The sequence below is a fragment of the Sphingomonas sp. Marseille-Q8236 genome, assembly GCF_965112005.1.
The window spans coordinates 1,159,823-1,172,586 of the sequence record NZ_CBCOPO010000002.1; the positions used below are offsets into that span (position 1 = coordinate 1,159,823).

General features: G+C 64.2%; 8 protein-coding genes. 7 read left to right on the forward strand and 1 reads right to left on the reverse strand.

All coding sequences use genetic code 11. The features are described from left to right. Positions 1 to 475 precede the first annotated feature (475 nt). A complete protein-coding gene (locus ACWPWT_RS17865) occupies positions 476 to 2,281 on the reverse strand; it encodes a glycoside hydrolase family 15 protein (RefSeq protein WP_454280800.1) in 1,806 nt (601 codons plus the stop codon). A gap of 133 nt (positions 2,282 to 2,414) precedes the next feature. Between ACWPWT_RS17865 and ACWPWT_RS17870 the strand changes: the two genes are divergently transcribed. The 7 genes from ACWPWT_RS17870 to ACWPWT_RS17900 all read left to right on the forward strand — a co-directional run bounded on the left by ACWPWT_RS17870 (position 2,415) and on the right by ACWPWT_RS17900 (position 12,757). Then, positions 2,415 to 3,551, forward strand: coding sequence for a Gfo/Idh/MocA family protein (locus ACWPWT_RS17870; protein WP_454280801.1), 1,137 nt, complete (start codon positions 2,415 to 2,417; stop codon positions 3,549 to 3,551). Between the two features lie 91 nt (positions 3,552 to 3,642). After that, positions 3,643 to 3,924 carry a DUF2934 domain-containing protein gene (locus ACWPWT_RS17875; RefSeq protein WP_454280802.1) on the forward strand — a complete coding sequence of 94 codons (282 nt, stop codon included), beginning with the start codon at positions 3,643 to 3,645 and terminating at the stop codon, positions 3,922 to 3,924. A gap of 119 nt (positions 3,925 to 4,043) precedes the next feature. Then, positions 4,044 to 6,146, forward strand: coding sequence for a glycogen debranching protein GlgX (gene glgX, locus ACWPWT_RS17880; protein ID WP_454280803.1), 2,103 nt, complete (start codon positions 4,044 to 4,046; stop codon positions 6,144 to 6,146). Then, the gene (gene treZ / locus ACWPWT_RS17885; RefSeq protein ID WP_454280804.1) at positions 6,143 to 7,837 is read left to right on the forward strand and encodes a malto-oligosyltrehalose trehalohydrolase; all 1,695 of its coding nucleotides are present in this window, start codon (positions 6,143 to 6,145) and stop codon (positions 7,835 to 7,837) included. Before glgX ends, treZ begins: the two co-directional genes overlap by 4 nt. Beyond that, positions 7,834 to 9,732, forward strand: coding sequence for a 4-alpha-glucanotransferase (malQ, locus tag ACWPWT_RS17890; protein ID WP_454280805.1), 1,899 nt, complete (start codon positions 7,834 to 7,836; stop codon positions 9,730 to 9,732). Before treZ ends, malQ begins: the two co-directional genes overlap by 4 nt. Positions 9,733 to 9,760: 28 nt before the next feature. After that, a complete protein-coding gene (gene treY, locus ACWPWT_RS17895; protein ID WP_454280806.1) occupies positions 9,761 to 12,166 on the forward strand; it encodes a malto-oligosyltrehalose synthase in 2,406 nt (801 codons plus the stop codon). Between the two features lie 3 nt (positions 12,167 to 12,169). Continuing rightward, entirely contained in the window at positions 12,170 to 12,757 is a 588-nt protein-coding gene (locus tag ACWPWT_RS17900) for a DNA-3-methyladenine glycosylase (protein WP_454280807.1), read from the forward strand. The last annotated feature ends 7 nt before the right edge of the window (positions 12,758 to 12,764 follow it).

Here is a 12,764-nt window from a genome sequence, read left to right on the forward strand (position 1 = left end):
TGCGGCAAATGTGCGCGATGCTGGTCGTCAACTGGTGATAGCCCTCTGTTTTAGACGGTGTTACAGTTGGTTTTGGGTCGCGCGCAGCGCGCCCTCGTTGCCCTTTATCGGATGATGTGCCGACCGACCGCGAGGACTTTGGATGCGGTGATCCGATGATCCAGGCCCTTCACACGGCATCGCTTCGCACGGCGCGTGCGAGGTTCGATACGCGAGATTCCGCTGCCGACCGACATGACCTGCGTATCGAGAGAAGGCCAGCGCATCCGCCCAGATTGAGTCGAAGCGGGTGGAAGGGGCCAGAGCGCGCGGTGGCCTAGATCAGAAACATCGATTCCGGCCAAATGGGACGCTAAATCCGAGGTTGACCAGTCGCGCGAGGCTTACGCATGCGGCCTCTCCCTTCGTCCGGAAGGGCTTGTTCCCGACGATTGTGAACTCGGTTCGCTACTAATCCACGGCCGACCGCCATATCTCAGAGCTCTTCGCCAGCCAGAGTCGCGGCCGCCTGGATGACGGCGAGGTGGGTCAGTCCCTGCGGCATGTTGCCCAGATAATGGCCGGTCCCGGCATCGATCATCTCCGCATAGAGCCCGCAGCCGCGGCTATCGAGCGCCTCCGTCGCGGCATCGAACGCAGCCTTCGCTGCGTCATGCTGGCCCAGGATCGCACGCGCCTCGATCATCCAGAAGGTGCAGGCGAGGAAGCACGCTTCCTCCTTATGGACGCCGGAATAGCGATAGTGGAACGCCCCCTCGCCCAATTCCCGGTCGAGTGCGTCGAGCGTCCGCGCCAGACGGTCCTGCCCGTCGAAGCGAAACCGTACCGCCAGCGCCAGGCTGGCGTCGAGCGCGTCGCTGTCGGGATGCATCAGATAGGCGCCGCGCTTTTCCGACCAGCAATATTCGCCGATCCACGCTTCGATCCGGTCGCGTTCGCGTGCCCATCGGTCGCGGCATGTCGTGGGGATTTGCCCGTCGTCGGCCAGTTCCACCGCGCGCGCCAGCGCCTGCCAGCAACTGATCTTCGACATGGTATAGTGACGCTGCTCGGGCAGTTCCCATATGCCCGCGTCGGGCAGGCGCCAGCGATCGGCGCAGCTGTCCGCCAGGTGCGACAAGGTCTCGGCGCTGGAAGTGTCGAGAAAATTGCCGCACGCCACGAAACGGCTCGCCGTCTCGAAAATATCGCCGTAAATGCCGTGCTGATGCTGGCTGCCAGCCAGATTGCCAACCCTGACGGGGCGGGAATGGCGATAACCGGATACCGCAATCTCCTGCTCGGCGGGGACGGGCTGCCCCTCCAGCGTGTAGCAGACCTGCGGCTCGCCCTCTCCCAGCCGCTTGAGCAACCAGGTGAATGCCGCCTTCGCTTCGCCATAAGCGCCGATGCGCAGGAACGCCTTGATCGTATAGCCCGCATCGCGAACCCATGCGTAGCGATAGTCGTAGTTCTTCGAGCCCCCGATCCCCTCCGGCAATGAGGTCGTCGCCGCCGCCGTGATCGCGCCGGTCGGTGAGTAGAGAAGCAGTTTGAGCGCGAGCGCGCTCCGCAGGATGCGGTCGCGGTGCAGGTCCGGTACCTTCAAATTGCCCGACCATTGCCGCCATTCGAAGTCCGAGAGGTCGATCCGTGCGTCGATCTGTTCGATGTCCTGACAGACCAGGGGCTCGTCCTCGCCCGCGATGATCGCGATGCGGGCCCGGTCACCCGGCCCGACCGCCGCCGTGCCGGTCACCAACCCATCCTCGACCCGGTCGATGGTCACATGCGCACAGTGGCGAAATATGCCGAGCACCCGGTCGACGTGAAAAACATTATGCCCACCCGCCGGCGCGAAATAAGGGCTGACCGTGTCCGCCCTTCGGCTGAAGCGCAGCGTGATCGCGAAGCGGACATGTCCGTCCAGCCCTTCCACCCGCCGCGCCAATTCCGCCCAAGGCAAACGCCCCGCCGGCCCGCTGTTGATCGACTCGACCAGCTTGGCGCGGCCGCTTGCGGTGGTGAAGATCGTCTCCAGCACATTGCTGTCGGGGCGGTAGGTGCGCGCGACGGTGAAGGGCTCGACCGGGGTAATCGAAAAGCATCCGCCACGCTCACCATCCAGCAGTCGGTCGAACAACGGCGCGGAGTCCATATTGGGCACGCACCACCAGTCGATCGAACCGTCCGCACCGCTCAAGGCGACGCTGCGCCCATCGCCCAGCGCGGCATAATTTTCCAGATCCAGGAACCCGTCGGCGTCGCGGAGCGGATCGGCATGCTGATCGGGCAATGTCACGGGGATGCTCGCTCCAGATATGGGTAATGATGCAGGTTAGTCTGTGGAAACTCGCCAAATGCATTAAGTCTCCGTGGGACCTTCCCGGCATTTGCGCGTTGCAGCATCCGTATCGACATTTGGGAGCATCGGCATGAGCCTGGCATCGGCATTGGGATTCGGTTCGAAAAAAGTTCGCTATGCCGTTGTCGGCGCGGGCGACATCACTCAGTCGGCGATGCTCCCCGGCATCAGCCACACCGGCAATTCCGAACTGACCGCCATCGTCACCGGCGACGCCGAAAAGGGTCGCCTTCTCGCCAGGAAATATGGCGTCGAGCATGTCTACTCCTATGCCGAGTTCGACAAGCTGCTGACCGCCAATGTCTGTGACGCCATCTATCTCGGCACTCCCAATTGGCGTCATGCAGAGTTCGCGATACCGGCGCTGGAAGCTGGCATTCACGTCCTTTGCGAAAAGCCGCTCGACATTTCGGTCGAGAAGGCACGCGCCATTCAGGATGCAGAGCGCCGCTCGACCGCAAAGCTGATGACCGCCTATCGCCTCCACTTCGAGCCCGGCACGCTGGATGCGATCGAGAAGATCCGGAACGGCGAACTGGGTGAATTGGTCGGCTTCACTTCCTGCTTCGGGCAGAAGCTCGATCCCGACAATCACCGCGCCAAGCATGGGCTGGAAGCCGGGCCGTTGTTCGACATGGCGCCCTATCCCATCAACGCCATCCGCTATCTCTTCGGTGCCGAGCCCGTCGCGGTCGAGAGCGCGGTCGCCACGCGACAGCCGAGCGCCGGGCTGGGCGACCTCGACGATACCTTTGCGGTGGTATTGCGGATGCCGGGCGACAAGCTGGCCAGCTTCACCGTCAGCTATGTGATGAACAATATCGACAGCCTGATCGTGGCGGGCATGAAGGGCTCGATCCATATGAGTCCCGCCTATGGCTTTCAGTCGGCGATCGAACAGAATGTCACGATCGGCGACAAGCAGAGCCATGAGAAATTCAAACATACCGATCACTTCGGCGGCGAGATGCGCTATTTCTCCGATTGTATCCTAAACGACCGCGATCCCGAGCCGGACGCCGAAGAGGGATTGTCGGACCTTCGCGTGATCGAAGGCATCGTCAAGGCGTTGCAAACCGGTGGGCGCGTGGAGCTGCCGCCGTTCACCCGCACCCGCCGTATCGACCCGGCGAGCCAGCGCCAGACGCTCTCGGCGGTCAGTGCGCCGGAGCCCGTGAAGGCGAAATCGCCGACCGGCGCGCATTGATCGTATTTAGGCCATTTCAGACGGAGCGGAATGACGGCATCAATCGTTACGCTCACGATGACATATCTGGTGTTACGTTAGGGAGGTGACGGTGGAAGATCGGGACGAAAAGCTTCGCCAACGGGCCTATGACATCTGGCAGGCTGAGGGCGAGCCGCATGGGCGCGACCGTGAACATTGGGAGATGGCCGAACGCGAGTTCACGCCGGCTTCCGACGACGCGTCTGCACCGGTGACGGAGGATGCCGCCAAGCCAAAGACGACCGCGCCACGTCGGAAGAAGGCCGTCTCGTCCGCCCCGTCGGAGGCGGAAACTTCGGAACCTGCCGCCAAGCCCAGGACGCGAAAGCCACGGGTCGCCAAACCGGGCTGACGATTTGCCCCGATGATGCGCCACCTTAACGGCGGTCGTCGGGGCCCCTCCCCGCGTGTTCCGCAATCCTGCCGTGTTGACCTGTCGCATAGTCGTCCGACTTTTGCCGGAGAGCTTCCTTGACCGCATTGCCCGACCAGATTCTTTCCGGTTCCGCCCATCCGCTGGGCGCCACCTTCGACGGTGAAGGCGTGAATTTCGCCGTATTCTCGGCCAATGCCGACAGGATCGAGCTTTGCGTGTTCGATTCCCAAGGCAAGCGCGAACTCAAGCGCTACACGCTTCCCGAGTGCACCGATGAGGTATGGCACGGCTATCTGCCCGATGTCGGCCCCGGCCTATTATACGGATACCGCGCGCATGGCCGCTATGAGCCGGAGGCGGGCCATCGTTTCAACCCCAACAAGCTGCTTCTCGACCCCTATGCACGCAAGCTGCATGGCGAGATCAAGTGGACCGATGCGCTGCACGGCTATCAGATCCGGTCCAAGAAAGAAGATCTCAGCTTCGACAAGCGGGACAGTGCCGCCGCCATGCCCAAGGCGGTCGTGGTGGACGATCATTTCGACTGGTCGCGCGACGTCAAACCGAACACCCCCTGGTCCGAGACGGTCATTTACGAAGCGCATGTCAAGGGCCTGACTAAGCTGATGGAGCTTGTGCCCCCGCGTGAGCGCGGCACGTATGCCGGGCTCGGCCACCCGGCGGTCATCAAGCATCTGAAGCGGATCGGCGTCACGGCGATCGAGTTGCTGCCGATCCATAGCTTCACTCAGGATCGCTTCCTTCAGGAAAAGGGGCTGCGCAACTATTGGGGCTATAACACGCTGGGCTTCTTCGCTCCCGAGCAGGCCTATTTCGCGAGCGATACCCAGGACGAGCTGCGCCGGGCGGTGCACCGCCTCCACAAGGCGGGGATCGAGGTGATCCTCGACGTCGTCTACAACCACACCTGCGAAGGCTCGGAAAAGGGCCCGACCCTTTCCTGGCGCGGCCTCGACAATGCCAGCTATTATCGGCTGGTACAGGATCAGCCACGCTACACGATCAACGATACCGGTACCGGCAACACGCTGAACCTGTCCAAGGCGCGCGTTATCCAGATGGTGGCGGACTCGCTGCGTTACTGGGCGACCAGCTTCGGCGTGGACGGCTTCCGCTTCGACCTTGGCCTGACGCTGGGGCGTGAGGTGGACGGGTTCGACCCCGGCTCGGCCTTTTTCGACGTGCTTCGGCAGGACCCGGTCCTGGGTCGTCTCAAGCTCCTGACCGAGCCATGGGATGTGGGCCCCGGCGGCTATCAGCTCGGCAACTTTCCGCCTGGCTTCTCGGAGTGGAACGACAAATATCGCGACACCGTCCGTAAGTTCTGGCGCGGCGATGCGGGGCAGCGCGGCGAACTCGCGGCGCGGCTGTCCGGCTCGGGCGACCTGTTCGACCGCCGGGCGCGGCGCCCCTGGGCCAGCCTCAACATGCTCGCGGCGCATGACGGTTTCACTTTGGCCGATACCGTGATGTACGAGGAGCGCCACAACGAAGCGAACAAGGAAGACAATCGCGACGGCCATTCCGAAAACTATTCCCGCAACTGGGGCGCCGAAGGGCCGACCGAGGACGCAAGCATCAACGCCGCACGCGGGCGCGTGATGCGGTCGATGATGACCACCTTGTTCGTGTCGCTCGGAACGCCGATGATCGTGGCGGGGGACGAGTTCGGCCGGACTCAGCAGGGCAACAACAACGCCTATTGCCAGGATAACGAGATCAGTTGGCTCGATTGGAAGGCCGCGGCGTCGGAAGAGGGCGAGACGATGATCGCCTTCACCGCCAGGCTGGCCGAATTACGCCGCCGCTATCAGGTCCTGCGCGCGCCGCACTTCCTGTACGGTCAGGATACGCCGGGCCATGGCATCAACGACATCGAATGGTGGGACGAGCGCGGCGAACAGTTGAGCCCTGGGGATTGGGACAATCCCGATGGCCGCGCGCTGATGATGCGGCGCGCCACCGCGACCGAGGATGGATCGGTGGAGGCGGTATCGCTGCTGCTCAACGCCTCGCCCGATCCGATCACCTTCACCCTGCCCCCGCCCCACGCCACCCGCACCGTCCTGATCGACAGCGCCAAGCCCGAACAGGGCGAGGTCGAGATTGACGACAGCTATGAAGTCGGGCCGCAGAGCGCGGTGCTGATCACCTGGCGCGATGTGGTCGCGGCATGACGCATTGGGGCCCCCAACTACGCGAGGGCGCGGACACCGTCTTTCGCCTCTGGGCGCCGGACCGGGATGCGGTGACGCTGGAAATCGATGGTGCTCCCTCGGTTCCCATGCGCCGCGATGGCGAAGGCTGGTTCCACGCCGACGCGCCTGCCGGAGCGGGGACGCGCTATCGCTTCCGGCTGGACGCCGAGCTGGCGGTGCCCGATCCCGCCTCGCGCCTTCAGTCCGGCGGCGTCCATGGCTGGAGCGTGGTCGTCGATCCGGCCTTTGCCTGGAGCGCGACCGAATGGCGCGGACGGCCGTGGGAGGAAACGGTCCTGTTGGAGGTCCATGCGGGCGCGCTAGGCGGCTTTGCGGGCATCCGCGATAGCCTGCCCGCCATCGCCGCGTCCGGGATCACCGCGATCGAACTGATGCCGGTCAACGCGTTCGGAGGCACGCGCAACTGGGGTTATGACGGCGTGCTGCCTTATGCCGTGGCGGAGCCTTATGGCTCACCCGCCGAGTTGAAGACGCTGGTGGACAGCGCCCATGCGCTGGGCGTCTCCGTCTTCCTCGATGTGGTGTATAATCACTTCGGGCCCGACGGAAATTACCTGAACGCCTATGCCCGTGCCTTTTTCGACCCGGACGTGGACACGCCCTGGGGCGGGGCGGTGGCGGTGGATGCGGACCCGGTGCATCGCTTCTTCGTCGATAACGCGCTGATGTGGTTGCGCGACTATCGGATCGACGGACTGCGCTTCGACGCGGTTCATGCCATCGCCAATGACGGCTTTCTCGATCGCATGGCGACCGAAATCCGTGCTGCCCTGCCCGAACGCCATGTCCATCTGGTGCTGGAGAACGAGAAGAACGATGCCGAGCGGCTGGGGCCAGGACGCTATGACGCGCAGTGGAACGACGACTTCCACAATGTCCTGCACGTCCTTCTGACTGGCGAGACGAGTGCCTATTATGGCGACTTTGCGGATCGCCCGGCGGAACGCCTCGCACGCTGTCTGAAAGACGGGTTCATCTATCAGGGCGAAGGCTCGGCCAATCATGACGGCGCGCCCCGTGGCAAGCCTTCCGGCCATTTGCCGAGCACGGCCTTCGTCGCCTTTCTGCAAAATCACGATCAGGTCGGCAACCGGGCCATGGGCGAGCGGCTGATCCACCTGACCGATCGTGACAAGCTGCGCGCCGCCACGGCCCTGCTGCTGCTCGGCCCACAGATACCCCTGTTGTTCATGGGCGAGGATGAAGGGAGCGAGAGCCCGTTCCTGTTCTTCACCGATTTCCACGACGAACTTGCCGACGCGGTGCGTGAAGGGCGACGCCGCGAATTCGCCAAATTCGACGCCTTTGCCGACGCGGAAGCGCGCGAGAAAATCCCGGACCCCAACGCCCTCGCCACCTTCGAGGCGTCGATCCCCAAACCGGGTCCGGCCGCCGGCGAATGGCGTGCATTGTATCGCGAATTGCTGAGCCTGCGTTGCGCCCACATCGTACCACGCTTGCAAGGCGCGGTCGGTCTGGTGGCGGACGTCCATGGCACCGCAGGGGTCAAGGCGCGCTGGCGAATGGCGGACGGCGCGATCCTGACCATCGCCATCGACCTCAGCGATACGCCCGTCCTCCCCGACGGCGAAGACGGTGACCCGATCTTTCGTGAAGGCGATCGCTTCGCGGCATGGATCGCGACATGAGCGATCTCCTCGCCCGCGCAGAGGCGGCAGGACTGTCGCTCGAATGGGAAGACGCCAAGGGAAAGACCCAGCGCGTGTCTGACGATGTGCTGTCGGCCATCCTCGAACGGTTGGACATCGAAACGGGGGAAGTGACCTTCGTCTCGGGCGATGCGGAACAGAGTGTCGCACTGCCGCATGGGTGGCGGGCCGGAGCCGCGCAGTTGACGCGGGAAGACGGCGTGACCCTGTCAGTCATGCTGGAAGAGCATCGAGATGGCGTTCGCCCGCCGGCGCAGGCCATATGCGGCTATCATAGACTGGAACAGGCGGGGCGTGCGCTGACGCTCGCCATCGCGCCGCCGCGATGCCCCGCTCCCCCGTCGGGACGGCATTGGGGAAGCGCGGTCCAGATCCCTTCCCTGCGCGAAGGGGGCGGGGCTTATGGCGACTTCGCCAGCCTCGCCGCCGCCGCCTCGACATTGGGGCGGGCCGGGGCCGCCGCGCTGGCGATCAGTCCGGTTCATGCGTTGTTCCCGGCGGATGCGAGCCGGTTCAGCCCCTATGCCCCGTCGAGCCGCCTGTTCCGTAACATCTGGCTCGCGCCCGCTGGCGAGCCCGTCCCGCAAGACGATGACCTGATCGACTGGCCCAGCACCGCGCCCGACCGGATGCGGGATTTGCGATTGGCCTATGATCGGCTTTCCGGGTCGGAAGAGCAGGCCTTTGCCGAATGGCGGCGACAGGCGGGCGAACGGCTGGCGGCGCAGGCGCTTTACGACACGCTGCACGCCTATTTCCATCAGCGCGACCGCGCCGCCGGCTGGCCCGACTGGCCAGTCGCCTATCGCGATCCCAACGGGGACGCCGTGGCGCGCTTCGCCGAGGAGCATCAGGATGCCATCCGCTTCCATGCCTTTGCGCAGTGGCATGCGGAGCGCGCGCTGGAGGCAGCGGCGGAAGCGGCACGACAAAGCGGCATGGCGATCGGGCTGATCGCCGACCTTGCGATCGGGGTCGCGGCCAACGGCGCCGACGGCTGGAGCCGACCACAGGATTTGTTGACCGGCCTGTCGATCGGCGCCCCCCCCGATCCTCTGGGGCCGGACGGGCAGAATTGGGGGATTACCGCCCTCTCCCCCTTCGCGCTGCGGCGTCAGGGTTTCGCGCCCTTCATCGACACCCTCCGCGCCGTCTTAGCCCATGCTGGCGGCATTCGTATCGATCATGCGCTGGGGCTTTGTCGCCTCTGGGTCGTTCCCGATGGAGCCCCTGCCGATCAGGGTACCTATCTGGCGATGCCGTTCGCCGACATGCTGCGCATCCTGAAGATCGAGGCGCACCGGGCAAATGGCGGGCGCGGCGCGATCGTGATCGGTGAGGATCTGGGCACCGTCCCACCCGGCTTCCGCGACGTGATGGCGGGTGCCGGGATGCTGGGCATGCGCGTCCTGCCGTTCGAGCGCGATCAGCATGGCGGGTTCACGCCCCCCGAACGCTGGGACGAACAGGCGATTGCGATGACCGCGACCCATGACATCCCGACCGTTGCGGGTTGGTGGCAGGGCCGCGACCTGACGTGGCGGGCTCGGATTGCCGGAAAGCCCGTTTCTCCCGACGACGAACAAAATCGCGGCAAGGAACGAACGTCACTCTGGGACATGGTTGGTCAGGGCACACCTCAGCCCGACGATGCGACCCCGGTCGTCGAAGCGGCGATCCACGCGGTGGCCTCGACGCCCTGTCCACTTGCCATCGTGCCGGTCGAGGATTTGCTGGCGCTGGAGGAGCAGCCCAATCTGCCCGGCACCACGGACGAACATCCCAATTGGCGCCGTCGCCTCCCCGGCGATCTCGCCACTCGCCTGGCCGACCCCGATGCGGCGCGCCGTATCGCCATTCTCAACGCCCGCTGATCCGCTTCTTGCCCAAAGGATTGCGCCCATGACGCCGCGCGCCACTTATCGGTTCCAGTTCCACAAGCGCTTCCCCTTCGCCAGGGCGGAGGCCTTGCTACCCTATCTGGATCGGCTGGGAATCAGCCATGTCTATGCCTCGCCGATCACCACCGCGGCGGCCGGGTCGATGCATGGATATGACGTGATCGATCCGACACGGATCAACCCCGAACTGGGTGGCGAAGCGGCGTTCCGCAGCCTGTCCGAAGCGGCCCGCCGCCGCGCTATGGGCGTCATCATCGATATCGTTCCGAACCATATGGGCGTGGCGGGCGGCGGCAATCGCTGGTGGAACGACGTGCTGACCCATGGCCAGGCCAGCCGCTATGCACGCTTCTTCGATATAGACTGGTCGAGGAAACTCGTTCTGCCGATCCTGGGCGACCCTTTGCCGAAGGTCATCGACGACGGACAGATCATGGTCGAACGCCAGGACGGACGCGCCTGGATCGTCGCCTATGGGGAACATAGACTGCCGATCCGCGACGAGGATCAGGACGGGGCGGAGACGGCGGATCTGGCTGATTTGCTGGAGCGCCAGCATTACCGCCTCGCCTCGTGGCGGGTGTCGAATGACGAACTCAACTGGCGGCGCTTCTTCACGATCAACGATCTTGCCGGACTGCGCGTCGAAGATGACGAGGTTTTCGAGGAAAGCCACGCTCTGTATTTTCGCCTCTATCGCGAGGGGCTGATCGATGGCGTGCGGATCGATCATGTCGACGGGCTGACCGATCCGATCGGATATTGCCGAACGCTGCGTGCACGCTTCGACGCCATCGATCGAGACGACGGCAATCGCGCCTATATCGTAGTCGAGAAAATCCTCGCCGCCGACGAGGCGATGGGCGATGATTGGGGCGTCGACGGAACCAGCGGATACGACTTCATGGAAGAGGTCGCCGCGCTTCTCCATGCCCCGGAAGGGACGCGCCCGCTCGGCGAATTATGGGGCCAGTTGAGCGGTCGACCGGTCGAATTCTGGCCCGAGGAACTTCAGGCGCGGCAGGATCTGCTGGCCTGGCAATTTGCGGGGCAGATGGATCAGTGCGTCGCCTCGTTCGCGGCGCTGCTTGCCTCTGTGCCCGATCTGACCGGCACGATCACTACTGCGATGTTGCGTCGGGCGATCGAACGATTGCTCTGGGTTTTTGCGGTCTATCGCACCTATGGCCCGAACGCCCCCGCCACCGATGAACCCGTTCGTGCCGCAGTTCGCCAGCGCGTCGAGCGCCACGTGCCGCCGGGTGAGGGGTTTGTCGTGGACCGCGTGCTGGAATGGCTGTCCGGTCGCGGGCCGGGCGACCGCGTCCTGCTGGCGGAGGCCGTCAGGCGGTTCCAGCAATTGTCCGCGCCCATCGCGGCGAAGGCGGTAGAGGACACCGCCTTTTATCGCCACGCCATTCTGCTTTCGCGAAACGATGTGGGCTTCGACGCCGGGCGGTTGAGCCTGTCCGTCGCCGCCTTTCATGAACGCATGGCGGGTCGGGCCAAGCGCTTTCCCCACGCCATGCTCACCACCGCGACCCATGACCATAAGCGCGGCGAGGATGTTCGCGCACGACTGGCAGTGCTGAGCGCGATACCCGATACATGGCGCGAGCAGATCGAGCTTTGGCAGCGACAGACCATGTCGCTTTCGGAAGGGGTCGATCCCGCCGACTGGTATATGCTGATCCAGACACTGGTCGGCGCATGGCCTGCCCCCAAGGACATGGGCGATTTCGCCGAGCGTATCGCGGCATGGCAGGAAAAGGCGCTGCGCGAAGCCAAGCTGCGATCATCCTGGGAAGCGCCCGATACCGATTATGAGGCCCGCTGCAACGCGCTCGCCAAGACCTTGATCGAGGACGAGGCGGGTGCCGCTTTCCGAGAAGGGGTTGAAGCCCTGCTGACCCGTATCGGTGCGGCGGCGGAGGCAAACTCGTTGGTTCAAGTTGCCTTGCGCTATACGGCGCCCGGCATTCCCGATTGCTATCAGGGAACCGAATTCGCCGACCTGAGCCTCGTCGATCCGGACAATCGCCGACCGGTGGATTATGAAGCCCGCGAAGCCGCGCTGACGGATTGCAGCGTCGCCAAGCAAGCGCTGATCGCCGATCTTCTTGGCTTGAGGGGCAAGAACCCCGACCTCTTCACCACTGGCGAATATCGGCCTCTTTCGATCACCGGCCATGGTCGCGACCGCGCAATCGCGTTCGAACGGCGGCTTGGAAATAGCACGCTTCTCTGCGTCTTCGGATTGCGGCTGGCTGGATTGGCGGACGCGGATGGATTTGTGGATTGGCGCGATACGGAGGTCCTGCTGCCCGAAGGGTCGAAGCGTATCGCTGACCTTTTGAGGGACAAGCCCGTGTGGTACGAAATGCGCTCGCTCTCCAATCCAGGCTAAGTCGTGCAGGCCCTGCCCCCGAATTTCTATACGCAGGATGTCGACGCCGTGGCCCAGGCGTTGATCGGGGTGACCCTGACCGTCGATGGCGTTGGCGGCCCGATCGTGGAGACCGAAGCCTATGACGCGGCCGATCCTGCCTCGCACAGCTTTGTCGGCCGGACACGGCGCAATGCGGCGATGTTCGGGCCGGTCGGCCGCGCCTATGTCTATCGCATATATGGCCTGCACCGCTGCGTGAACATCGTTTGCGGCACGCCGGGTAGCGCGGTCCTCATCCGCGCGATCGAGCCGCGTTTCGGTCTGGACGTGATGCGGCAACGACGGGGCCTGGAGATGGCGTCCCGGCTCCTATGTTCCGGTCCCGGACGGCTTTGTACCGCGCTGGCTATTGATCTGACGCTCGACGGTGCCTCGCTGAACGAGCTGCCGTTCCTCCTGACGGATGCCGGTGAATCGCCCCAGATCATGACCGGACCGCGGATCGGGATTTCCAAGGCCGCGGACCGGATGCGACGCTATGGTCTGAAACATTCGCCTTGGCTTAGCCGCCAGTTTCCTGATGAAAGCGCTGCATTGCACCATGACTGAAGCCATA